We start from the raw sequence: 26,165 nt of genomic DNA on the forward strand, positions 1-26,165 counted from the left end.
TGAAACATTTCTATTCTATACTGCTTTCATTTCTTTTTCCAGAAATATAACTTAACTCCCATCATTGACTTGCATCCTTGTAACTTTCAGCAGTAAAACATTATAGAAAAAGGCAACCCAATCACAAACTGGGTTGCCTCTTACATTAAATTGCAAAACGCTTATACTTCTCGTAATCGCTCGTCTTACATTCCACTTCTAGTTTCGTACCTTCATTTTCATAACTCGTTGATAAAACGTGCGCATGATTATTGAAATACGAAACTACCTGTCCTTGATCATACGGAATTAACATTTCACATTTCGTATATTCTTTATAAATATGGGAACGAATCATTTCTACAAGCTCTTCAATTCCAACATGTTTCTTCGCAGATAAATACACGCGGTCTTCTTGTACTTTCGGAATTTCAACATCCACCATATCTGATTTGTTATAAGCATAGATCGTTGGAATATTTTCTACTCCAATTTTCTTTAACGTTTCATTTGTAATATCAATTAATTGTTCATAATTTGGATTTGCGTAATCTACGACGTGAATAAGTAAATCTGCTTCCGCTACTTCTTCTAACGTTGAACGGAACGCCTTCACAAGATGATGTGGTAATTTACTTACAAATCCAACTGTATCTGTTAATAAAAATGATTTATTATCTGGCAAATCAATATTTCGTACAGATGTTTCTAACGTCGCAAATAACATATCTTTTTCAAATACTTGTTTTTCTTCTGTACCATTATAAATTTCAAGCATTGCATTCATCGTCGTTGACTTTCCTGCATTCGTATAACCTACTAATGCTACAACAGGTATTTCATTTTTCTTACGTTGCTTTCGCTGCGTTTGACGCTGGGCAACGAGCGCTTCTAAATCTTTATTCAAAACTGAAATTTGTTCTTCAATTTTACGACGGTCTAACTCTAACTTCTTCTCACCGACACCTTTATTTTTCGTACCAACGCCGCCACTCTGTCTCCCTAACGATTCACGAAGACCGATTAAACGAGGCATCATGTACTGAAGGTGTGCTACTTCTACTTGTAGCTGTGCTTCTTTCGTTTTCGCACGTTGCGCAAAAATATCTAAAATTAAAATGGTACGATCAATTACCTTACAATCTAAATCCTCTTCTAAATTTCGAATTTGTGAAGGAGATAATTCATCATTAAAGATGACCATATTCGCATCTATTTCTTGTACATACGCTGCTACTTCTTCAATCTTTCCTTTTCCGATATAATGCGATGGATTTACTCGTTGTAAATTTTGCGTTACTTGCCCAATTACCTCTACATCACAGGCTTCCGCAAGATTTGTTAACTCTTCCATCGAATATGCAAAATCATCTTCATTACCTACATTTACTCCAACTAAAACTGCTCTTTGTAATACTTCTTCCATATATTTATTCCTCCATTTCGATTACGTAAAATAAAAAACACAGGTCGCTGCCTGTGTTTTCGTAAACGGATAAGGGTTCACCAAAGAAATAGAAGAAAGCTATGCTTTCATCCTATTTTATAGTCAAAAAGTCCCAAGATCATATACGTATCCACAATAAGCGTTCACCTATACAATCCCATTCTATTTATAAAGGCAAAACAAAAAGAGGGCGTATTCGTCCCTCCCTCTTTGTCACATATAAGCTTAATAAAGGGTTCCTTTAAAATAGGCAGACCAATCCCGTTCACTCTGTACACAGACAGAGCCTTTGAGCGCTATTCAATTATTGGCACAAAGTATTGAGACGTAATCTGATTAAGATCAAAGGAAGCCCCTCCGTTCATTTTAAGTTACATAAAGTGTAGCATAAGTAATTCGCTTTCACAAGGTTTAACAACCTATATCACACTAAAGAAAATCGTCATTTTTTGCGAGTTTTTCTCACAATAAAAATAACAAAAGCAATTATCAATTTTAGAAACTTCTCGTATATTATTTTTACAGCACTCGCCAAATTCCTTCATAGTAAGTTAAGTATTATCGTTTTAATACAACAAAAATCTATATTGACATTTTTATAGTCTGATATTAGTATCAGGTTATAAAAAATAAAAATTAGGAGATGTTCCTATGCATTCTAAATCTCGTATTACTGCAATTGGTACTTATGTTCCAGATCAAATATTGTCTAATAACGATTTAGAAAAGATGGTCCATACGAATGATGAATGGATTGTACAAAGAACAGGAATGAAGGAAAGAAGAATCGCTAGCGAAGAAGAATATTCCTCAAACTTAGCCATTAAAGCAATTAAAAATTTATGTACAACATATAAGAAAAACTTAGAAGATGTCGACTGTATCATTGTCGCTACTACTACTGCTGATTACGTTTTCCCTAGTGTTGCTTGCCAAATACAACAATACTTCAACATACCTCATACACTAGCTTTTGATTTAAATGCAACTTGTGCTGGTTTTACATATGGACTACACGTCGGTAATAGCTTAATCACTTCTGGATCACATGAAAAAATACTTGTCGTAGCGACAGAGACATTATCTAAAGTTACTGATTATACCGATAGAACGACCTGTATTTTATTCGGTGATGGTGCTGGAGCTATTTTATTAGAAAGAGATGAAGACACCCCAAGCTTTATCGCTGCTCACATGGGAACAAACGGTGATGGCGGCATTCATCTATATAGAACAAACTTATCTACTACTATGAATGGCACACCACTGCAAACAAATGAAAAAATCGTTCAAAATGGAAGAGAAGTATATAAATGGGCAACACGTACAGCGCCAAAAGGCATAAAAGATTTAATACATACCGCAAATATGCAAGTAGATGATATAGACTGGTTCATACCCCACAGCGCTAACTTACGAATGATTGAATCTATTTGCGAAAAATCTCAAATTCCAATACAAAAAACATTAACGAGCGTGGAATATATGGGGAATACCTCTTCAGTCACCATTCCACTCGCTCTAGATTTAGCTATAAAAGAAGGGAAGTTAAATAATGGAGACACACTTTTACTATACGGATTCGGTGGTGGTCTTACACATTTAGGACTTATTGTAGAGTGGAATTTAATTTAAGTGTATAAAAAGAGGCTCTAGTCAGTAACTAGAACCTCTTTTTCATTTAATTTCTTGCCCCTTTTCGAGACCATATCACAACAGGAATAAGTAATAACGCTAACACGCCTCCAGCCAATGACAATGCCGCATAACTTGAATTCGCTACTACCATACCTGACATCGCTCCACCAGAAGCTCCAGCTAGCGCAATAAAAACATCTATTTTCCCTTGTGTTTTAGCACGTGTAGACGGTGTTGTGGAATCAACGATTTGTGCTGTACCACTAATCAATCCGAGGTTCCATCCTAGCCCAAGTAAAGACAGAGCAACGATTAATAGTAATAAAGAATCACTTGGTGCTATCGCAGCTATGACACCCGCTGCAAGTAAAATCACTCCACCAGCTATGCTCATTGTAGTTCGGCCAATTTTATCAATTAACATTCCTGTAACGAGAGATGGAAGATACATTGCACCTACATGAAAACCTATCACAAGTCCTACTGCACTTAAACCGTGACCGTGGTGTCCCATATGAACTGGCGTCATCGTCATAATCGCAACCATCACGATTTGCGTAAGTATCATTACGATTGCTCCAACTGTAATATCTCGTTTATTTTCTTTCACTTCTTCTGTTATTGGTTGCCCTTTATATGTATGTTCCTGTTTATATCTTTCTATTATGTTAGCAATAATTAACGGATCTGGACGAAGCATAACAAAAAGAACTAGACCCGCCAGTATAAATGCTGCTGCCGATAGTATGAACGGACCTGCAAGTTTAGGAACTCCAATTGAATGCGCAAAACTACCCATTACTCCTACTAAATTTGGTCCTGCAACTGCACCGAAAGTCGTCATTACCATCGTAATACTAACAGCCGTTGCTCTCTGCTTCTTATCTGCTAAATCTGTACCTGCATAACGAGCTTGTAGATTCGTGGCTGTACCGGCACCATATATGAGTAAAGAAATAAGTAAAAGAATAATGCTATTCGTTAAAGCTGCCATTACAACACCAATTGCTCCAAATCCACCTACTATAAACCCTGTTGCAAGACCTATCCGGCGTCCATATCGTTGCGAAAGCTTCCCTACTATGAAAGCTGCTAATGCTGATCCTAATGTAAACATAGCAGTTGGTAATCCTGCAAATGCATCTGTTCCAAGCATTTGCTGTGCAAGAAGTGCTCCCACTGTAATACCAGCAGCTAGTCCTGCACCGCCAAACATTTGTGAAATGCTGACGATTATTAACGTTCGTTTGTATAGTTTTTGTTGCTCTTCTTCTGTGTACACATGATTATCTATTAAAGCCCCTGCCTTATCTAGCAATTCCCCTTCCTCCTTTTAAAATTAATCCCTCTTGTTAATGTACTATGTATAACGTTACATATTCAATGGCATTTTCCATTCATCCCTTTCATTCTAAAAAACTTTCTAATCATACTCGACTTATCCCATGCTATATTAAAAATACTACTATTCACAATATGCAAGGAGAAAACAATGAAAAAACAGGCTAATAGCAGCCTGTTTTCCTTTACGCTTCTTCTACTATCCTTCCCTTTCTCTTTTTACTCCAAGCTTTCCCTTCCCAAAACAACAAACTTACGAAAGCACAAATTAAAATAATTGGCACACTTGCTTTATATAAATCTGTAAAACTCATTGCCATCTGATTCTTGGCATAATGATTCACATCACTCGAAAATGTGAGTACCTCTTTCTTTATACTTTCCTCTTGTTTTTCAACTTCTTTTGTTACTTGCCTCATAACTTCTTCTCTTTTTACATCCCTATATTCTACTGGAACTTTTCTTAATATTTCATCCGTCTTGTCGCGAATCAATTCTTCCTTTTTCTCTTTACTTAACCCCATTGTCATTGCATTTTGTTTCTTATTTATATTCGACTCTAAACTTTGATTCTCTATTTTTTCTTTAGTCATTTGTAAAATTTCAGTTTGCTCAGTACTATTCACATGAATATTCCGCACCTTTTCTTCTGCATAACGATATACTTTTTCTTTATTTATAGTTAAATTATGAGTTAAGTTAGAGACAAATATTGCGACCGCCAATACAATTCCAACCTGTCGTAACATTGATACAACACTTTGAGAAGCAGTTAATAATTCTCCTTCAAACGAAGACGCACTTAAAACTGTAATTGGCCCCACTACTAAGCCATATCCGACACCTAATATCATACATGGAATAATAATTTCTATATTTGTTGAATGAACATCAATCATTTGCAACCAATAGTAGGAAAGCCCCATAACAAGAAATCCTGACAAAATAATAGTTACTTTTCCGAGTTTTTTAATTAAAGTTGCTGCAACTGGTGAGACAAAAAATATCATCGCTGAAATAGGTGTCACTAAAAAAGCCGCTTCAATTTCCGTTCGACCTTGTAGTTTCGTCAAGAACGTTGGAAGCAATACAGTAACTCCAATTAAAAATAAATTACTCAATATAACAACGATTGACGCTCCGACAAACATTCGATCTTGAAATAACTTTAAATTCACCATTGGGTTATGAATCTTTCGTTCTACTAAAATAAATAAAATAAGAGAAATAGTGCTAATTGCATAACAAGACAAAGCAATATTACTTTGCCATCCCCATGTATTACCTTTTACTAATATGAGAGTAAATGAAAAAATTGCTGTGCTACTTAATAGTAGTCCTATCCAATCTATTTTTGAGATAATACGTTCTTCATTTTTTATTTGTAGCATGATGCAACATAACACGATTCCTATTATACAAACCGGAACATTAACGAAGAACACCCATCTCCATCCTAAATTTTGCGTAATAATTCCACCTATTACTGGCCCCATAGCAGCTGACAATCCTTGTGTTACTCCTAAAATTGCAAGTGCAACATGCCTTTTAGCTAACGGCATAGCTGATACACCAATTACCATACTTGTTGGAAATAAAATTGCTGCCCCAATACTTTGTATAAAACGAGAAAAAATAAGAAAATCACCTGTATTAGCAAAAGCGCAAAGTATCGATCCACCCCCAAAAATCACCAGACCAAGAATATACATCTTTGCTTTTCCAAAGATATCAGCTATCCGCCCTAACGGAATGGCAAGTACTGCAATCGTCATTGTATAAACATTTAATACCCAAGACATCTTTTCTAATGAAGTATTTACACTCGATTGTATTGCCGGTAAAGCTATATTCATAATTGTCGTATCAATCATACAAAGAAAGATACCTAGACACATTAAAAAGACAATCTTAATACCCTTTGATTGCTCCATCTTTATATACCCCTTTATTTATTGTGAATGCGTTTTTCATTCTTCTGTTTTATTGTTTTCTTTCGCCTCTAACTCTTCTAATTTTTTCTTCAAAGTCTCCACTTGTGCACTATACGATGCAATACCTACATCTAGTGAAATTTCTTCGACGAAAGTAATACCTATTCTCCACTTTTCATATTTCAATCGAAGATCTGCAATGTACGCTTCTTTTCTTTCAATTTCATCTTTAATCCATTTTTTTATTGTTACATCATCACTATAGTTGCCAAAATACATTCTCATTAAAAAATCCGAACGTAAAACATCCTTCTCTATAGGCGTCTGCATGTATTGATAAAATTCTTCACGCCCCTCATCTGTAATAAAGTACATTTTCTTATTCGGTTTTCCCTCTTGCATGACAACCTCTTTTTTTATTTTCCCTTCATTCTCCAATTGCCGTAATGTTGGATAAATCATTCCAAAACTTCCATCAAAAAAATGAGTAAATACGTCTTCAAACACAATTTTAATATCGTAACCAGACAATTCCTTTTCCATTAATAAACCTAAAACAACATCTCTTCCCTTCAAAGTAAAACCCCCACATAGTATATAATCAATAATCATATTAACATTGTTAATATGATTATTGATTATATATCTTATTCTGTTAATTGTAAAATGTTTCTAAATAAAAAAGCCCCATAATTTGGTTTCACCAATTCACAGGGCCATTTTCTTATTTACTCTTTAACACCTACACCTTGCAAAACTTCAATATCCTCTTTCATTTCATAATAATAAGAAGGCAATTCTATACCATGTTCTAAGAAATAATCCTCAATGAATGAAATAATAATTTTTAACGTTTTCACACGAGCATACAATTTATCGTTACTTTCAATAATATGCCACTTTGCATTTGGCTTACTTGTTTTTTCAAACATGTCTTCCATTGCTTCAACATACTCATCCCATTTTTCACGATTACGCCAATCTTCGTCTGTAATTTTCCATCTTTTCAAAGGATTTTTCTCTCTATCTTTAAATCTCTTTAACTGTTCCTCTTTACTTATATGGTAGAAGAACTTCCCTATTATGTAATGGTCATCTGTTAGTAGTTTTTCAAAATCATTAATCTCATCATATGCTCTCATCCACTCTTCCTTTGTAGCAAATCCTTCAACACGCTCAACTAACACACGACCGTACCATGAGCGATCAAAAATGGTGATTTGCCCGTACTGTGGAATTTTGCGCCAGAAACGTTGCAAATAATGGTAACGTTTCTCATGAGGTGCAGGCGCTCCAATTGGATTTACTTGGAACCCACGCGGGTCAAGATGTTCCGTCACCCGCTTAATTGCCCCACCTTTACCAGCCGCATCCCATCCTTCCATAACAAGCATAACCGCGATTTTTTCTTCTTTCAAAATTTGCTGTAATGCTAATAAGCGCCTTTGATATTTTTCTAATTTCTTATTGTACTTAGATTTTGATTCAATTTTTTTCGTTAATTCTACTTTAGCAAGATGTCCATTTTCCATAAAACAAATCCCCCTTGTTGTATGACAATGTTATTTTAACATATTTTTGGTAATTTTTTCATATCCTAAAAAAACTGTGTAGAAACATCTCTACACAGCTTCCTTCTCTAATTTCACATATATAAGCACATTTAACTACATTAAAATAAATAATTTATACTGAACTCTTAGTATATTCTTTTTATTAAAACGTAAAAATAGTCCTTTTAAAAAGGGCAGCAATCTAAGTATAGAAAAACAAATTTATTCTTTTTTACTACATACGTAATTATGCCGGCTATAAGAGTATTGAATAAGATATTGATTCACTACTCTTATAGCCACTTTACATTATATGGTATATTTACTCGTAAAAAGAAGATAATAACAAGTAAATCCATTAAAGAATGGGAGCTCTAAAAAAATGAAACGAAAAATATTAACTCTCTTTACACTTTTATGCTTAGCACTACCAATACAAGCTAGTGCTTACACATTTCAGTCACTACCGATTGCGTCAAAGTCTAAACAATGGTATGTCGAAATTGATAAATCTCATAACTCAAACAAGCAAGCAATCCAGCCAAAGCAAGGTGTATTTGATACGTATAGTTTACTCGTAAAAAACATCGGTCATGATGTATCAAACGTATCTGTGGAAATACTTGATAACAACCCTACCTCTAAAGCTACCTTTAAACCTACTACACCTAATGAAAATATTTCTAAAAGTCATACAAGCTTTGACTACATGGTATTCCCATTAGACTTTAATAGTCATAATTTTAAAGTTGTAATCACTTGGGAAGAAAAGAATTTCTCTTACAATGGCCATCCGGTAAATGAAGGTAAAAAAATGAAACAAACATTTGTATTTAATGAAGACTAAGTCCTAATTTCTTTAGGGCTTAGTCTTCTTTTTTGAAACCTGCTTGTATCGCTTCCGTCACTTCTTTTGTGATTTCTAATTTTGTTGTGCCAAATATGTACGGACAGTTTTTCATTACAAAGGTGTTTTATTAATACTAGTTGATTATATGCTAAGTTATTTTCTATATAGGTCTAGCCCTCTTTTCCCATATAATCAATTAAATCGACGAATACTCGGTACAGACAATGCTATTCCAATTGTTAAAATTACTAAACTAGCTAGTGTTATAATAGTTATTTCGCCACCTATGACAGTAGCTAACCAGCCTACAACTACATACCCTAATGGCAATAAAGCAAAAGAACCCAACATATCAAGGCTTGCCACTCTTCCGAATGCTTCTTCTGGTACAAGCTCCTGTAAACTCGTTTCCCAAATAAGTCCAAATATCATCATGCCAAATCCTTCAATTGCCATTAAGAATATTAAAGCGGGTGCCCAAGAAATGAATGGCATAATTAATAAAGCAATGCCACTCATTAAAACACCTCCATAAGCCAGTAATCCTCTCTTATGCCATCGCTCTTTCCCACCAAATATTACTGCGGCAATTATAGCCCCACCACCAGAAAAGGCCATGCCAAGCCCATACACGTAAGCTTCAAAATGATGATGAACATTAAATAACCATGGAATTAATACGACGATAATGCCGGCATAACAAATATTTATAAAAGAAAAAACTAAAATTGTAATCCACAGCCACGGATGACTTTTTAAAACTAAAACACCTTCCATAAACTCTTGTTTGTAAGTAAGCTTACTCTTTTCAATGGGTTTTACTTTTTTAAACTTAATTTCTTTTAAAAATAATAAACATAAAAATGATAATAAGTACGTTGCTGCATCTAGTCCGAAACCTATCCCTGCAGATGCAACCGATACGATTAACCCACCAAGTGCTGGCCCAATCAATCGTATACCTTGATTACTCATTTGAGTGAGTGCGTTAGCTGCATTACGAATTTCAGGAACGAATACTTTCGCCCTTACAGCAGAATATGCTGGTTGGAATATCCCTTCCATAATTCCGTATATGGCAACGAGAATATATAAAATCGTAATTGTTAATAAATCCATAAATATAAGCGATGCAAGTAATAGCATTAATATACAGCGGATTATATCCGTAAATAACATTAATTTAACCCGATCAATTCGGTCTACAACTAAACCTGCAAACGGTAAAGCAAGAATATTAGGTAGCATGTACATTGCCATCGTCATCCCCATTACAACTGTTGAGCCAGTTAATGAATACACAACAACTGGAAGTATGACCATAGTTATCGAACTACCTAAGGCCGAGAGTAATTGTCCAATCCATAAAAACTTAAAGTGCGTTGATACTTTAACTGGTAATAATAATTTTCCAATATAACTTAAACTTTTCTCCTTTTGTATTTCCCCTTGCATGTCTCTCTCCTCTTTTCAAATGACTATAGAATACATAATATACGACTGAAAATTCATAATATTATATTTCCAATTATATAAGAAACCATTATGTTATGGTAAAATTATCAAAAAAATATAAAGGAGAATGCATCATTATGCCTCCAAATTCACATAACATCGAACACCAAATCTATACAATGTGTATGATCCAGCGCAACAATGAAGTTTTACTCGTAAAACGACCCAATCATCGAGGTTTCCCTGGCTACATAGCTCCTGGCGGCAAAGTAGATTTTCCCGAAAGTATCGTTCAAGCCGCTATAAGGGAAGTAAAAGAAGAAACCGGATTACTTGTTTCGGATTTAAATTTTAAGGGATTAGATGAATATGTAAATCCGAAAGGGAATGTTCGGTACATGGTATTTAACTACTGGACAGACTCATTTGAAGGTGAACTTCTTTTAAACCCACCTGAGGGCAAATTATTATGGATACCAATCGATACAGCACTAAAGCTTCCTATGCAAGATTGGTTTAAAGAAAGATTCCCATTATTTTTTGAAAAAGGCACCTTTGAAATTCAACGTGTTTGGGATAATGAGCTAGATAAACAAGTTGCTATAACAATTACACATACGTAAAAAAGCTTGGAATCTCTCCAAGCTTTTCTTACTTCTCCTCTCCTTTCTTAATCTTATAATCAATTTCTAAAAACTTAACTCCAAATATCCACATTCTATGATTAGCTTCTAGTATGTGATCCGTGCGCTCTTTTATAATAAAAGTCTCTGCTAACGGTAAACGGATTGTCAAGAACCGAGTATGTAAATAAATCCCCTCATCTCCCTGACCATTTTCTCTTAACTTACTAGTAATAATTAAATCATGACTATCATTATATAGTTTCAAAATACCAGTCATATTCGAATAAGGTAAAGGTAAGGCGATATTCATATATGTCTCATTCTTATTTGTATGCTTTGAATAAAGAGCTACAAAAATAGATTTACCTGCTTCATTTTTTCTTAGCCAAGCCCTTACATTCTCTCTTCCATCTTTCTCATCTATGACACTAATGATAGAGCCATGCATCGTTTCCCAATTGCCGCCCATTCCTAAATGTATTTGTTCTACACGCTTACTCATTTTCTCATAGCAAAGTGCGAACGGACGGAACCAACGAGCCCATTTAATATTCGATTGCAATTCATACTCTGCTGTATTTTCATAAAAATGAATAATACTTAAAGGAACCTTTGTCACATCAAATGCCTCACTATGAAAGTCATTTACTTTATCAACTAAACCGTTGTATTCCTTACTGTCTACTAAATTGCTGCTATATAAATAAGCCTCACCAATTGCCATATTTCCTCTTAACTTACTTATTGGTTTCCCATAGTATTTATAATTCGGAACACTCTTTTCAATCACCCAGCCGATAAATGCCGGTAACGCTACTCCAATTCCGTTGACAACACCATGAATCCAAACCATTTGAGCAATTGTAATCGTCAAGACATGCTTCAAATTCCCGTATGAATATATAAGTGAGAACATAATTGTAACCATGAGTGTACTAGACGAAACGATTAGAAGAATCTTTGCACTGATAGCATTAAATTTTGCTCTCCAAACATAAAATCCATACCCATAAATTGCACATAAATATAGGAACACTGCAAAAAATTCAAATATTCTTGAGTATGTAATTCCTATTGCAACTGTCATAGGTGAAATCATGATGATAAACATAATAGCATCATACACTTTACTTCTCTTTTCTCTTTTTCTCCCTATTAAACCAGCTGATAATGGCAATAGAAACGCCGAATAATGAAAATGTGCAGCTGTGAGTAAAACAATGTCAGAGCTAAAATGCATAATTGAAAGTTTTGCTACTGAAGCAGAAAACCAAAAACCACCTAAAAACAAATAAATAAACGCACTATCTATGGCGATCTCTTCTAACGGCTTCCATCCTCTTTCTAGCAATCTACTTACACCAAATAACGCAACAATTCCTGTATATACAAACCAAACTAGCGCAAATAAATAGTGATTTGTGACGAAAGCTAACATTGCACAAATTGCTGCGATTGGATATAAAAATGATACGGATTTATAAAATAATAATTGCGATCCATCTCTTTTTCTTTTATCAATAATACAAAATGACATTGGTATAAATAATAAAACAGATAATAATATAATTGCTTCAACAGGATTTATATTCGACCACTCACATATTAGAAAAACAACATAGCAAGCAAGCCCAAATATTATATTTTTCATATCGTCTATTCCCTTTCCACAAATGTTCCCTTATATGAAAAAAGCGAACCAATTAACGGGTTTCGTACTTGTACATGAATTCGAAAACATTGTAGTGTTTCATCATAACTTTCAACAATTTTTGCCTCACCATACAAAAATTTTGGTAACGGCATTTTTCTTCCAAACATATAAAACCATTGTTTCTTTGAAGAAATATGCATTGCCCCTAACTCATCGATATGAAAATGCAGTGTAGAAACGAGTAAATGTGGTTCACCAAAATAATCTACAATTTCATTTTCGTTTTCATCCAATTGCATAACTGCATTAAAATATCTTTTCTTATTATGAAAATAAAAAGTACGGTTCCACCTTACTAATTCTTGTCCATATTCATCTCGCTCAGCTATGTTTTGTATCGTAAATGGAATTTCCTCTCCTCGTTCCGAGAAAAACATTCGAAACTTCGATGCAATTTTCAATATAAATTTCACGAAAAAAGAGCCACCGTAAATTTCATCCATCTTTCCTTCCCCTGTAAAACTATTCTCTTCTGTAATCGCATAACGCTTCTGCAATTCAGGATGAAGATTTTTATAGGTATCCCCTAATAATCGTTCATACATATTAGCCATATACTTATCCCTTTCTCGTCCTCTTGCAATTTTTCGCGCTTGGTAAATCGAAACTATTTATATAACCGACAATTGATAACCCCATTAAAAGAACATTTAATGTAATCGGATTAAACGGTCCTGTAAAGCTTGCGATATTCGTAAATCCTGCCGCTAACGTTAAAACTAGTAATACAATAATATGCAGTATAAATAATTTTCGTTTTGTTAGTGGCAACAGCCATACGACACCGAAAATTATTTCTAACCCCCCAATTATTTTAAGTATACATACACTACTTTCATTTGAACCGATTAATAAAGAAAGCATCTTTACTTCTTCTGAATGAGTAAACAGTAGTTTTGGCACTATCCCTTGATATATCCATACAAAAGCAAATAAAGAACATACGAGCCAATACGTCATTGTTCTTCTAATTAGTAACCTAGGATGAAGCCCCTTTTCTAACCATAATTTTAAGGCATCAAAACTCCAAGCAGTCGCCCAACCTAATAACGGACGAAAAATATAGGAATCTATCACATTTCCTATACGACCAAATCTTGTATCATAATCATATTGTGTCTCAAAATGGATGTATTCTTTATTGGGCGTATACTTCCAATAACCACGTCCTATTTGAATAAGAGATAATGTATTATCCGTCCAAAATTTTAAAGAAGAAATTCTTTCACCAGTTTCTTTTCTTATTTCACCTATTGATTCCCCTTCTCCAACTATTTCAAGCCCAAATCCAATCTTTGTTTTATACAAAAACTTCTGTGGTTCTCCTTCTTTTTTCTCTAAATACGAAATTTCAGTAAAGCGAGCATCCCACTCTGTATGTATATCTGGTTCTTGCGTATATTCCCATAATTTTTCCATCGTCGTGTTCATTTTTGTCGCAACATAAATAGGCTGTTTCCTTTTCATTCTCCCCACCTCCTATGCACTATAAGTTTAATGTACATGCAATGAATTTATTTTGCTACATTTTTCACAAACTTCCTCAAAAAAGAAAGAATTTTTAAAATATATATAAAACACTTGATTCCCCGAAAAATTTAAATTATTATAAAACAAATGTTACCAACAACTTCATAAATCAAACACTCTCGCCTAAAACGTGAGATAGAGGTTGCGATACTTATGAGTATTCTAATGGAGACACAGAGATGTCTATGAACTTAGATGAAAGGAAGTATTGCCGAAATTGATAAATTTCTCTGCATTTATCAATTGGGGCTGTTTTCGAATAGAAACAGAACTGTCATATGTACAGACATGTACGTATGAAGAGCTATCTACAAAAAAGAGATATCATTTTTTTATGATATTCCTTTTTTGGCGGTTTTTTTATTAGCTCCGTTTTCTGTTTCCCTTTTCCTGTAACAGCACCATCCTCACTTATTTGAGATGGTGTTTTTTGTTTGTCTTTCTGGTAACTACAGGAGTATTGGGATTTATATATTTCCTAATCTATTCTTAAAAATAGACGAAAGAAGGAATTTGTAATGGAAACAATTGTTCAAAAATTTGGTGGCACTTCTGTCGGAAGCGTCGAACGCATTCAACATGTAGCAAATTTAATTATTGAAGAATATGAACGAGGTCATAGCATTGTCTCTGTCGTTTCAGCAATGGGAAAAAGCACAGATGAACTTGTCGCACTCGCTAACGCTATCACAGAAAATCCAAATAAACGTGAAATGGATATGCTTCTATCTACAGGAGAACAAGTAACTATTTCATTATTAACAATGGCACTGCAAGCAAAAGGCTATCATGCAATTTCATTAACAGGGTGGCAAGCAGGTATTACGACAGAATCTGTACATAGTAGTGCACGGATTACTGACATTCATACAGATCGTATTCAATCTTATCTTGCTGAAGGTACGATTGTTATCGTAGCTGGTTTCCAAGGTATAAGTGTAGACAATGAAATTACAACGCTTGGCCGTGGTGGCTCTGATACGACTGCTGTCGCATTAGCTGCTGCACTTAAAGCAAAAAAATGTGATATTTATACGGATGTGACAGGTGTATATACGACGGACCCACGAGTTGTAAAAGATGCTTACAAATTAGACGAAATTTCTTATGACGAAATGTTAGAGCTTGCTAATCTCGGTGCCGGCGTATTACACCCGCGCGCTGTTGAGTTTGCTAAAAATCATAACGTAGTTTTAGAAGTTCGCTCAAGTATGGAACAAGAAAACGGAACAATTGTAAAAGGAGAATGTAACATGGAACAACAATCAATCGTTAAAGGTATTGCATTTGAGGATAACATTACACGTGTCACAATTAAAGGATTAGAACAAGGCTCGCTTTCAACAGTTTTCTCTACATTAGCAGCAGCACACATTAATGTAGATATCATCATTCAAAGTATTACAAATGAAGGAACTGTACACCTCTCCTTCTCCATTCATTCGAATGATTTAAGAGAAACTTTAGAAGTTTTGGAACAAAATCAAGAAACTCTTCACTATGAATCTGTAGAACATGAAAATCACTTAGCAAAAGTATCAATCGTAGGATCTGGCATGGTATCTAACCCAGGTGTCGCTGCAAATATGTTCACTACTTTAAAAGAAGAAGATATTCATATTAAAATGGTAAGTACATCAGAAATTAAAGTGTCTGTCGTTATTGACCGCCTTCATTTAGTAACAGGCGTTGAGGCGCTGCATCAATCATTTATGGCGAAAATTGAGCCTTTCGTGCAAATGAGCTAATCTGATATATTTAGTAATACTAAAAAAATCTGATTAATGTATTACATTCCTATTAAATAAAAAGCTGTTCGTTAACAAGATGCTATATGACATATTAAAAAACACCTTGTCACATTTTCCTATACTGTGACAAGGTGTTTTTGACTGAAAGGAATTTGTAACTACTTAGTAGTATAATTACGGGGATAATTAAATAATAGACTTTTATACATAAGGAGATAAGACTATGGCAAAAAACAAATTACTACGAATGGACAATGTCAGCATCGTTGTAGAATCCCTTGATAACGCAATCTCTTTCTTTGAGGAGATTGGCTTGAATCTCGAAGGTCGAGCCAATGTCGAAGGTGAATGGGCTGGTCGCGTAACTGGACTCGGTTCTCAGTGCGTAGAGATCGCTATGATGGCCACTCCAGATGGCCACAGCCGAATTGAACTTTCGCGATTTCTCACCCCTCCTACTATATCAGATCACCGAAATGCTCCTGTAAACGCCCTCGGTTATCTACGCGTCATGTTCACCGTTGAAGACATTGACGAAATGGTATCGAGACTCACTAAGCATGGTGCAGAGCTCGTTGGTGAAGTAGTTCAGTACGAGAACTCGTATCGTCTCTGCTACATTCGTGGAGTCGAAGGAATTTTAATCGGTTTAGCGGAAGAACTCGGTAATAAATAAGTAATGTTTTATAAAAAAGAGGGAATAGCTCTATATTTAAGCTATTCCCTCACTTCTATTAAAACAGATGAATGTTTTCTTTCTTACAAGCTGCACGTAAATCGTCAGGCCATACAGAAGATTGAACTTCACCGATATGAGCTTTACGTAAGAAGTACATGCACATTCTTGATTGTCCAATGCCACCGCCGATTGTTAATGGTAGTACGTCTTCTAGTATACCTTTATGGAAATCATACTCACGTTTGAAGTCTTCACCAGTTTTCGTTAACTGCTCATCAAGTGATTTACTATCAACACGAATTCCCATTGATGATAATTCAAATGAAGATTGTAGTACTGGGTGCCAGAATAAAATGTCACCGTTTAATTTCCAATCGTCATAATCAGCTGCGCGTCCGTCGTGCTTTTCACCTGAACGAAGTGCATCACCAATTCCGATAATGAAGACTGCACCATGTTCTTTCGCAATTGCATGTTCACGATCTTTCGGTGTTAATTCTGGATATTTATCTTCTAATTCTTGAGAAGTAACGAAAACAATTTCTTCCGGTAAATACTTTCCAAGGAACGGATATTTTTCAAATAAGTGATCTTCTAAATCTTTGAATATTCCATAAATTGTTTGTACTGTTTTTTGTAAGTAATCGACAGTACGCCATTCTTTTTGAACGATTTTTTCCCAATCCCATTGGTCAACGTAAATGGAATGCGTTGCATCAAGTTCTTCATCACGACGAATCGCGTTCATGTTTGTATATAAACCTTCACCAGCTTCATATCCATATTCATGTAATGCAAATCGTTTCCATTTCGCTAGTGAATGAACAATTTCTAATTCTTCTCCTGAATGTAACATATCAAATTCAATTGGACGTTCTACACCGTTTAGGTGATCGTTTAATCCTGATTTTTTCGTTACGAATAATGGTGCAGATACGCGGAATAGTTCAAGGCGTTTTGCTAATTGGTCCTCGAAAAATGTTTTAACTTCCTTAATTGCAATTTGAGTCTCTCTTACTGTCATTAATGATTGATACATGGTGGTTTCCCCCTAAAATGTTTGGATGTTGTGAAAAGAAGCCAACAAAAAAAGCCCTTCTTTCCCAAAAAACTGGGACGAAAGGCTTTGGTTCCGCGGTACCACCCAAATTAGCAACAGAGGTTGCTCACTTATACAATACGGAGATGAAATATCTCGATACTGTTCTTCTTGTAACGGCGAAGTTCCCGGCTAAGTCTACTTTCCTATAAAGGATTTCGGTTAGCAACTCCAGGAGGTTCTTCATAATAGGCTTCGTATCAGGCTCACACCACCCCTGACTCGCTTAAACTACGTCCTACTACTACTCGTCCTTTCATAGTCGTTTTGTTGTCACATCTCTGAAACATTTTATTAATGATTATTCTATACAAAAAATAAAGAAAGTCAACAAAAAGTTTTAAAATATTTTTCAATTCTTTATTTTACGGCTTTATTGATTGTTGTTAATTTAACATCTTTACTTTTTCTGCCTCGTCAATCCAAAAAATGTTTCACTGACCGAAACTAACGTATACACAATAATTAATGTGATCGTTCGGAATATAGAATCCGCAGTATTTCTTATTATTTTCATTTTCTTTATAATTCCTTTCAGTTTACTTGCAATTTCATGATATACTATAGCATTCAAGCAGTTTATTTTTACTTAAAGCAATCATAGTCATTTATAAAGAGTATTTTCTAAATCATTGACTATTATCAAATAAGATTTTTATATAACGGAGTGATCATATGAGTAAAACGAAAGCAAAACCGAAAAAAGGTGTAGGACAAGGTACAGGAAGTAAAGGATGGAACCGTTGGCAATCAAGTGCAAAGAAAAAGGCAGCTGCAAAGCCATACAAAAGTAAAGGTACAAAGAAGTAATTTAAATAACATTTGATTTCTTTACTTTGCACAAAACAAAATATAATTATTACAACAAAAAGCTATGCTTTCACATGTGAAAGCATAGCTTTTTCATATTAAATCATTAAAATATCTCGTATTTCTTCCTCCGTGATGGATGCTAATTTTTCTTCTCCCGGCTCAATCACTTCAGCAATTAAATTTTTCTTACTTTCTTGCAGTTCATGCATTTTCTCCTCAATTGTTCCGTGGGCTACTAGCTTTATAACTTGCACTGTATTTTTTTGCCCCATTCGATACGCTCTATCGGCCGCTTGTTGTTCAACAGCTGGATTCCACCATAAATCGTATAATATTACTGTATCTGCACCAGTTAAATTAAGTCCGGTACCACCAGCTTTTAAAGAAATGAGAAATAGATCCCCTTCTCCTTCGTTAAACCGATCGCACAGCTCTACACGTTCCTGCGCTGGTGTACTCCCGTCTAAATAAAAGTATGGAATTGCTTGGTGATTTAACTCACGACCAATAATGGAAAGCATCTTCGTAAATTGAGAAAAAATTAATATTCTCTTTCCTGTACTTCTACATTCCTCTAAAATCTCTAACAGTTGTTCAAATTTAGCTGAACTTCCTTTGTAATCATCAACAAATAAAGCAGGATGACAACAAATTTGTCGCAATCTCGTTAAACCAGCTAAAATTCTAATTTTATTTTTACGTAACGTATCTTTGTCTAAATGCTTTAACGTTTCTTCCCTTAGCTTCGCTAAATAAGCAGCATAGAGACTCTTTTGATCGGGTAATAACTCCGATGATTGTAAGTGCTCTATTTTCTCTGGCAACTCATTTAATACGTCCCCTTTTAATCGTCTTAATACGAATGGTTTCACTCGCTTCGCTATATCTTCACGCCTTAAATCACCGAACTCTTTTCTTCCTGGTAATAATTCTGGGAAGACGACATGGAAGATAGACCATAGCTCTTCTAATGAATTTTCTACAGGTGTACCCGTTAGCCCAAAACGGTATTCAGCTTGAATTGTTTTCACAGCTCTTGCCGTTTGCGTTGTAGGGTTTTTAAACGCCTGCGCTTCATCAAGGAATAGTGTATGAAATGGTCTTGCATACAATCTTATATCTCTTCTCAGTAATGGATATGACGTAATTACGACATCAAATTCCGTTATATCTTTCAAAATTTTCCGGCGCTCTGCTTGGTTTCCATCTGCAATAACTGCTCTAATATGCGGGGCGAATTTTTTCAATTCACTAAACCAATTATAAACAAGAGATGATGGTGAAACGACTAATATAGGTAGTTTCTTTTCTCGAATCTCAGGCAAAACAGAATCTATAAACGCAATGCTTTGCAACGTTTTTCCAAGTCCCATATCATCTGCTAAAATACCCCCAAAACGGTAATGAGCAAGTGTTTTCATCCATTCGAACCCATATACTTGATACTTTCTCATTTCTGCATTTAAAGTATTTGGCACAGCAAAATTTAATTTTTTCGGGTTTTGAATGTTTTCTACTAACTCTTGAACAGAATCATCTAAACTTAAAACATTGCCTTCATGAAGTCCGTTCATCCATTTTACACTCCGAATAAGTGGAACATTTACCTCTTCTCCATGTAAAAATTCTTTCCGAATACCTGATTCTTTTATAAACTGATTAATTTCATTAAACTCTTTACTCTCTAGCGATAAAAACGAACCATTCGCCAATCGATAATATTTACGTTTCTCTTCAAGGGCCGCTAATACACCTTTAATTTCTGCTTCTGGTATTCCTTTTATATCAAAACGAAATGACAACCAATCAATTCTTTCTTTTCTTCTCACTCTAATAAGAGGAACTGCATCCCCTTTACTAATTCGCAATTTGATTGCTGTCGTCGCATAAATATCAACTAAACCTTTTAATGTTGGCACGACGTGATATAAAAAATTATACTCAGCTTCTTCATTATGCATAAAGTAACCGCCTTCTGTTTTTGCAAAAGCACTTTCACTCATAATGTCTAAAATCTCTTTTTCCTTTTTCTCATCACGATTAAAAACAGACGGCTGTCCATCCTCTTCTAGCGGATTAATCATGACGTTCCCATAGTGAAATTCAAGACCTGCTAATAAGCGATTTTTCACGCGGTCTAAATACAATTTCGCTTTTAGCGAAGGTGTTTCAACACGATCCGATATTACTTCATCAATGTGTACAGTTCCGAGCTTCATTAATCCTGGTACAACTTTCGCGACGAAATGTTCCATCTTACTTTCTGGAATATAAAACTGATTACTATTTGAGCGACTCATCATCTTTTGTAATTCAATAAGTCGCATACAATCTTCAATGTGTAAGTGATATAATTTCCCATCGTAAAGTGCATTGTTATACATATCCATAACTTGTACACGATTTAAACCATCTATATGAAGTGTAAATCCGCCATTATTTCCCTTCGTAAATTCAAAGTGTAACGGCAACAACCCTTTTGAAACTTGTAATCCCTGAAACAGTTGTTCATTTTGTTTCAGCTGTACATATTCAACTTTAGAAAGTGAAAAGAGCATATCTTTCCATGAAGCTGGTGGTATAAATATCATACTTTCATCTTGTTTCGCATGTACTTCTAGCGTATCTTCATACATTTTTTCATTATGATACATTTTAATGAGCTGCTGAATAATTGCATCCGTTTCTTGTTTAAAACTATGTACATCTGGTGTATATGTAAATTCATTTGAACAATGAAAAGATTCCCTTTTCTCCACCTTAGAAAGAAATTCTCTAATATGATTTATGAAATACACTTTGGCAAGTTTCAATTGAATTCCAAGAAGAGCCCCACCACTTCTCGTAGCTACTGGTGTACATATAAACTCAATATCTAATATTTCACGTGTATCAAAACGGTGTTGTTTACTTTTTGGCCTCAGTGGTTTGTCTGCAAACAGCTGAAACATACCACTTGTCAATTGATCATTTCTGCTACTAGTGGAGCTCATTCCACCTGTTTGTTGATTATAGTTTATTTGTATTAATACTGCTGCAACATGTTGACAGTACGTTTGAAAAGACGCTAATGAAGGACAACTACATTTTGCAACAACATCACCCTTTTTGGCTTTTGCTACTGTAACATGGAAATCCTCGTTCCCTTTTACTGTCGCCTCACAAATTTCTTTATTTTCATCGTACTGATCTATTATCACTTTATTTGATTTATAATAGGCTTCACCTCTTTTATATGAGGTCTCTCCGCACACTTCTTTAATAATCGATTTATTCAATGTGAAACTCATCGCTTTGACACTTCCTTAATATAAAACCATTTTCTCTTACTTAACATTTTACATGCTCCACGAGAAAATATAAAATGTTGATTTAACAAAAGAAGATGCTTATTTATAAGCATCTTCTTCACTCTATCTCCATCAACCTCTTCGCCTCAAAATACAATACTTGAATAAACTTCTTCGTATTAATTCGCGTATGACCAGAAGATGCGAGTTCATCTTTCGTCATTTCTGTCATCCGTTTTCTAACTACGGTAAAATCGAAAAATTTTGGAGCATAGCTTTCAAATTTTGGATTTGAAAAGTCTGTTAGTCCTAAAGAAGCCAAATGATTTAACGACTGATAAATAGCTCGACGTACTCTTTGTTCAGACGCTTTTTTCTCTTTATCAATATCCGCCTCTAAAGCTATATCCCCTAATTTCCTTATCGTAATATGATGAAAAATTTCTTTTAACGCAGGAAAGCCAAAGTCAAATGTCTGTGCCTTTTCTTGACCATATAAATATTCCAGCATACTAAGTAAATCTTTACTTCCATTCTCTCCCGCAATACCGAGTTCTGATAGTAAAAAGCGCCCTAAATCCCCTATCTTTTTTCCTTCTTGTACTGGTTCAGTACGCAATTGCGGTTTTTCCCACTGAAACACGTTATTCAATGATTTTTGAATATCATGTATAGAACGCTCCAATCTAATACGCTCTATCACTTTGCGTACAACAGATACAACTTCGATTTTGTTTAATGGTTTTGTAATATAATATTCTACCCCAAGTGTATATGCCTCACCTATAAGCTGCTTCGATTCCACTTGAGAAATCATAATAATTTTCCCCGTGAAAGTTGACGCAATGTGACGAACTGTTTCAATTCCGTCCCTCATCGGCATCAACAAATCAATAAATAAAATATCTACTTTTTTAAAATTTAGTTGATCCGCTTCAATAAAAGCTCCGTCATCCGCCTCACCAATTACTTCTCCAAGATCTCCATCTTCAATAATTTGCGAAAGCATTGAACGAAAAACTTCATCATCGTCTACGATATAATAAAACAAATCTATTCCCCTTCCCGCTTTAAACTATCCTCTGGTAAACAAACGATAAACTTACATCCTCTTTTATTTTCTCGGTCTTCTAATTTCACTTCTCCGCCTAGCTCTGTTACCATTTCATTTATGTAAGAAAGCCCAATACCAGTTGACGGTGTTCCCGTTTGATCATACTTGGAAGTAAATCCTGGCTTAAATACTAATTTCTTATACTTTTGTGTAATACCAGGCCCATCGTCAATTACTTCAAAAAATATATGCTGATTTCTTTTATATAGCTTAATAATAACGAAACCTTTATCTTCAATTGCTTCAACTGCATTTGCAACTAAGTTATTAAAAATTGATAGCACTGTATACACGTGGTATGCAGCATGCTCACCTTCTATATGTTTAGAAAAACGTATATCCTTTTCTAGCATTTCAGCATACTTCTCGTTTATTCTAACAATCATCTCTGCTAACTCATGTCCTTCTACATATTCAGCCACATTTTTATCTAATAACAGTTTAGATAACCCTGCAAATATCCTTTGATTATCCTTTTTTATTTCATGCACTTCCCCCGCTATTTTCAATGCTGTTTTACTACTTGAATCAGCGCTTACTTGTAAATTTCGATATAGTTGATATGCTTCTTGTGTAATTAACTCCGCATTTTGTAACGTCTTTTTCAAATGAACAGATTCCACATATAAATTAGAAAGATGCATTAACATATTTTCATTTTCTTTTCGAACTTGCGATTCTTTTAATTTCGTTTCATATAAATTCATCATATTTAAAAAACCAAGTGCAAAGAAACTACGAAAAATAGCAATAATAATAAGTTTATTCACTTCAGAAATCGTTATTGTTGTACCTAGTACTAACATGTGATAAAACGCAAGTTCTGACATACTTGCAACAATTTCAATTGAAATTCCAAGGCATCCAATAATGATTGGTTTCTGATGGAACTTATTTACCCTACAAAGCGAAAAAAAACTGCCATAAATAAAATAATAGAAGAACACAGGATAACGCAAATAAAATGATTCTGTCATATGAAATGAACCTTGCATGATCCAGTCAAGACATACTCGGAATAAGACTACAGATATACCAACAAGAATACCTGCAACTCCTGCTGGTACTCTTCTTAAAAATAATAATAAAAAGAAGAATAGCGGTGTACCGAAGCTAACTCGAAACGTATCATTAAAGGGATGAAAGTTCAGCTCCCCAGCAATCGGAACAACGACCATTAATATAATTAAAAGGGACATATCTTTCTTCCATAATTGATTCCAATTCAAAGGTGCCACTTCCTATACTTTTTTCAGTAGTAAAAGCGAAAGCCCGCTTATTGTTATAAACGGGCTTTTTTTCTATATTCTAACCTTTTCTACCGCTTTTATTTGGCGATACTCTGGCTTCCACATTGCTTCTTTCACTGCCATCTTGATATCGTTATCACTTAAGTTCACTCTTGCAACACCTTCTGCAACTGCAACTTTAGCTACTTCAATTGCAACCATTTCTGAGATATTACGTAATTCTTCGACCTCTGGTAAAATAGGTGCGCCTGGCTGACTTGTATCTACCATACTTGCAACTGCTTCAGCAGCTGCTGCGAACATCCCATCCGTCATAACGCTTGCACGTACTACAATTGTTCCAAGACCAAGCCCTGGGAAAATAAGTGCATTATTTGATTGCCCGATAACGTACGTTACACCGTTATACGTAACTGGTTCAAATGGACTTCCTGTTGCAACTAACGCTCTTCCTTCTGTCCACTCGATTAAATCTGCTGGTTTTGCTTCAGCAAGTGGCGTCGGATTCGACATTGGTAAAATAATTGGTCTTTCTACGTGAGAAGCCATTTCTTTAATAATCTCTTCTTTAAATGCACCTGCAACAGTAGATGTACCAATTAAAATTGTCGGTTTTACATGTTTCACAACTTCAGCAAGTCCGATCACATCATTTTGCTTCCACCCACTTACTTCTACTTCTTTTCTTGCGTACGGAATTTGGAAATCAAGAAGATCTTCCATATTATCTGTAACTAACCCGTTACGATCAATACACCAGAAACGCTTATATGATTCTTCTTCAGATACGCCTACGCGAACCATTGCATCTCTAACTTGATCTGCGATACCGATTCCAGCCGTACCAGCACCAAATACAACAACGCGGTGTTCACTTAGCGGTACACCAGAAGCTTTCACTGCCGATAATACTGCCGCAAGTGAAACTGCACCTGTACCTTGAATATCATCATTAAACGTACAAACATCATGACGATATTTATCTAAAATTTTTCGTGCATTACGAGAGCTAAAGTCTTCCCAATGTAAAAGTGCTTTCGGGAATTGTTTGTTTACCGCTTGAACAAATGTATCAATAAATTCATCGTAAGATTCACCTGTTATACGAGGGTGACGATTTCCAATATAAAATGGGTTGTTTAATAGTTCCTCACGGTTTGTACCTACATCTAATATTACCGGTAATACGCGGCTAGGATCGATTCCAACTGCGGCAGTGTAAACAGCTAATTTTCCGATTGCGATATTAATACCGCCAACACCCCAATCACCAATTCCTAATATACCTTCTCCATCTGTTACAACGACTAAATCAATGTTCTCAGCTGTTGCACCAATATTGGCAAACGCTTCTTCAATACCTGATGGGTCGTTAATTGATAAGTAAATACCACGTGGTTTACGATATTCATGACTATACCTTTGAATTGCTACACCGACAGTTGGTGTATATACAATCGGTAACATTTCACGTAAATGATCTGTTAATATACGATAAAATAATACTTCATTTCGATCATGTAACGCAGTTAAGTATACATTCTTTAATAAATCATCCGGCTGCGAACTAAATTGTTCGTATGCTCGGCGTGCCTGTTCTTCTAACGTTAAAACCGCTGGCGGTAATAACCCTTTTAAACCTAACTCTTCTCTTTCATTTTGTGTGAAAGCTACCCCTTTATTTAAAAGTGGTGTTGATAATACTTCTGCTCCTCTTAATGTTGTTTCTAATGCACCATTAGAAGCTACTGTAAACTTGCTCATAACATCCCTACCTCTATTCATATATAGCATTTCTATATTGTAAACAAAAAAGAGGGGTTTGTCCCCCCTCTTCTTTTAATTTTTCTTTAAAAGAGTTGCTCCTGCAATCCCTGGGTGTGTCATTTCGAATGGATCTAGAATTAACTCTAAGTCTTCTTGTGACAGTACACCATTTTTCACACAAAGTTCTCGAACGGATTGCCCTGTCGCGATTGCTTCTTTCGCAACGCGAGCTGCTGCTTCATAACCGATATGAGGGTTCACGGCTGTAATAATTCCTACACTTTTCTCAACATACTCTTTTAAGCGATCTTCATTCGCTTCAATTCCTTTTAAGC

At 35.1% G+C, this 26,165-nt stretch carries 21 protein-coding genes, 1 riboswitch and 1 other annotated feature; of the genes, 6 read left to right on the top strand and 15 right to left on the bottom strand.

Annotated elements, in window-relative coordinates:
• Positions 1 to 145: 145 nt before the first annotated feature.
• Positions 146 to 1,405, bottom strand: a complete 1,260-nt coding sequence (hflX, locus tag EBQ15_RS25065) for a GTPase HflX (protein ID WP_000393282.1) — start codon at positions 1,403 to 1,405, stop codon at positions 146 to 148.
• 672 nt (positions 1,406 to 2,077) lie between these two features.
• Here hflX and EBQ15_RS25070 point away from each other — a divergent pair.
• Complete coding sequence (locus EBQ15_RS25070) at positions 2,078 to 3,061, top strand: ketoacyl-ACP synthase III (RefSeq protein WP_000555755.1); 984 nt, start codon at positions 2,078 to 2,080, stop codon at positions 3,059 to 3,061.
• A gap of 46 nt (positions 3,062 to 3,107) precedes the next feature.
• Here the strand turns inward: EBQ15_RS25070 and EBQ15_RS25075 are convergent, their stop codons facing one another.
• From EBQ15_RS25075 to EBQ15_RS25090, 4 genes are all read right to left on the bottom strand, one after another.
• Positions 3,108 to 4,382: an MFS transporter gene (locus EBQ15_RS25075; protein ID WP_000884516.1), complete on the bottom strand. Its 1,275-nt coding sequence runs from the start codon at positions 4,380 to 4,382 to the stop codon at positions 3,108 to 3,110.
• A 208-nt stretch (positions 4,383 to 4,590) separates the two neighbouring features.
• Positions 4,591 to 6,339 (bottom strand): MDR family MFS transporter, encoded by a 1,749-nt coding sequence (locus EBQ15_RS25080; protein ID WP_000438105.1) that lies wholly within the window; start codon positions 6,337 to 6,339, stop codon positions 4,591 to 4,593.
• 36 nt (positions 6,340 to 6,375) lie between these two features.
• Positions 6,376 to 6,915: a PadR family transcriptional regulator gene (locus tag EBQ15_RS25085; protein WP_000678329.1), complete on the bottom strand. Its 540-nt coding sequence runs from the start codon at positions 6,913 to 6,915 to the stop codon at positions 6,376 to 6,378.
• Between the two features lie 152 nt (positions 6,916 to 7,067).
• A complete protein-coding gene (locus EBQ15_RS25090; protein ID WP_000427332.1) occupies positions 7,068 to 7,871 on the bottom strand; it encodes a polyphosphate kinase 2 family protein in 804 nt (267 codons plus the stop codon).
• A gap of 403 nt (positions 7,872 to 8,274) precedes the next feature.
• Here EBQ15_RS25090 and EBQ15_RS25095 point away from each other — a divergent pair, with 403 nt between their 5' ends.
• Entirely contained in the window at positions 8,275 to 8,739 is a 465-nt protein-coding gene (locus EBQ15_RS25095) for a hypothetical protein (protein WP_000823343.1), read from the top strand.
• A 195-nt stretch (positions 8,740 to 8,934) separates the two neighbouring features.
• On the opposite strand, the gene EBQ15_RS25100 is transcribed toward EBQ15_RS25095, so the two are convergent.
• Positions 8,935 to 10,197, bottom strand: a complete 1,263-nt coding sequence (locus tag EBQ15_RS25100; protein ID WP_001161171.1) for an MFS transporter — start codon at positions 10,195 to 10,197, stop codon at positions 8,935 to 8,937.
• A 137-nt stretch (positions 10,198 to 10,334) separates the two neighbouring features.
• On the opposite strand from EBQ15_RS25100, the gene EBQ15_RS25105 reads away from it, so the two are divergent.
• Entirely contained in the window at positions 10,335 to 10,820 is a 486-nt protein-coding gene (locus EBQ15_RS25105) for an 8-oxo-dGTP diphosphatase (RefSeq protein WP_001134949.1), read from the top strand.
• Between the two features lie 28 nt (positions 10,821 to 10,848).
• Here EBQ15_RS25105 and EBQ15_RS25110 read toward each other — a convergent pair whose 3' ends face one another.
• Genes EBQ15_RS25110 through EBQ15_RS25120 form a run of 3 tightly spaced genes read right to left on the bottom strand, consistent with a single transcriptional unit; the run spans position 10,849 to position 14,004 of the window.
• Positions 10,849 to 12,474, bottom strand: coding sequence for a YndJ family protein (locus tag EBQ15_RS25110; protein WP_000789372.1), 1,626 nt, complete (start codon positions 12,472 to 12,474; stop codon positions 10,849 to 10,851).
• Between the two features lie 5 nt (positions 12,475 to 12,479).
• Positions 12,480 to 13,091 carry a DUF4166 domain-containing protein gene (locus EBQ15_RS25115; protein WP_000002650.1) on the bottom strand — a complete coding sequence of 204 codons (612 nt, stop codon included), beginning with the start codon at positions 13,089 to 13,091 and terminating at the stop codon, positions 12,480 to 12,482.
• 4 nt (positions 13,092 to 13,095) lie between these two features.
• A complete protein-coding gene (locus EBQ15_RS25120; RefSeq protein ID WP_000823949.1) occupies positions 13,096 to 14,004 on the bottom strand; it encodes a DoxX-like family protein in 909 nt (302 codons plus the stop codon).
• A gap of 191 nt (positions 14,005 to 14,195) precedes the next feature.
• Positions 14,196 to 14,382, top strand: a riboswitch (Lysine riboswitch).
• Positions 14,383 to 14,585: 203 nt separating this feature from the next.
• Between EBQ15_RS25120 and EBQ15_RS25130 the strand changes: the two genes are divergently transcribed.
• Together EBQ15_RS25130 and EBQ15_RS25135 are read left to right on the top strand one after the other, a co-directional pair.
• Complete coding sequence (locus EBQ15_RS25130) at positions 14,586 to 15,815, top strand: aspartate kinase (RefSeq protein ID WP_000448024.1); 1,230 nt, start codon at positions 14,586 to 14,588, stop codon at positions 15,813 to 15,815.
• A gap of 226 nt (positions 15,816 to 16,041) precedes the next feature.
• Complete coding sequence (locus EBQ15_RS25135; protein ID WP_001107257.1) at positions 16,042 to 16,494, top strand: VOC family protein; 453 nt, start codon at positions 16,042 to 16,044, stop codon at positions 16,492 to 16,494.
• Between the two features lie 58 nt (positions 16,495 to 16,552).
• Here the strand turns inward: EBQ15_RS25135 and asnA are convergent, their stop codons facing one another.
• Entirely contained in the window at positions 16,553 to 17,536 is a 984-nt protein-coding gene (gene asnA, locus EBQ15_RS25140; protein WP_000284914.1) for an aspartate--ammonia ligase, read from the bottom strand.
• Positions 17,537 to 17,606: 70 nt separating this feature from the next.
• Positions 17,607 to 17,865 (bottom strand) — a binding site (T-box leader).
• Between the two features lie 406 nt (positions 17,866 to 18,271).
• Here asnA and EBQ15_RS25150 point away from each other — a divergent pair.
• On the top strand, positions 18,272 to 18,406 hold the full coding sequence (locus tag EBQ15_RS25150) for a DUF3934 domain-containing protein (RefSeq protein ID WP_000047588.1): 135 nt from the start codon (positions 18,272 to 18,274) through the stop codon (positions 18,404 to 18,406).
• A 98-nt stretch (positions 18,407 to 18,504) separates the two neighbouring features.
• Here EBQ15_RS25150 and EBQ15_RS25155 read toward each other — a convergent pair whose 3' ends face one another.
• From EBQ15_RS25155 to EBQ15_RS25175, 5 genes are all read right to left on the bottom strand, one after another.
• Positions 18,505 to 21,699, bottom strand: coding sequence for a DEAD/DEAH box helicase (locus EBQ15_RS25155; RefSeq protein WP_000011049.1), 3,195 nt, complete (start codon positions 21,697 to 21,699; stop codon positions 18,505 to 18,507).
• Positions 21,700 to 21,817: 118 nt separating this feature from the next.
• Positions 21,818 to 22,750, bottom strand: coding sequence for a response regulator (locus tag EBQ15_RS25160; protein ID WP_000500299.1), 933 nt, complete (start codon positions 22,748 to 22,750; stop codon positions 21,818 to 21,820).
• Between the two features lie 2 nt (positions 22,751 to 22,752).
• Positions 22,753 to 24,051 (bottom strand): sensor histidine kinase, encoded by a 1,299-nt coding sequence (locus tag EBQ15_RS25165; RefSeq protein ID WP_001999566.1) that lies wholly within the window; start codon positions 24,049 to 24,051, stop codon positions 22,753 to 22,755.
• Positions 24,052 to 24,114: 63 nt separating this feature from the next.
• Entirely contained in the window at positions 24,115 to 25,827 is a 1,713-nt protein-coding gene (gene malS, locus EBQ15_RS25170; RefSeq protein ID WP_001987072.1) for an oxaloacetate-decarboxylating malate dehydrogenase, read from the bottom strand.
• A gap of 75 nt (positions 25,828 to 25,902) precedes the next feature.
• Positions 25,903 to 26,165: aspartate ammonia-lyase (locus EBQ15_RS25175; RefSeq protein ID WP_118043439.1), on the bottom strand; the 263-nt coding region annotated here is incomplete at its 5' end.

This window comes from Bacillus sp. 2D03 (genome assembly GCF_003946765.1).
In the GTDB taxonomy this organism is placed as follows: domain Bacteria; phylum Bacillota; class Bacilli; order Bacillales; family Bacillaceae_G; genus Bacillus_A; species Bacillus_A cereus.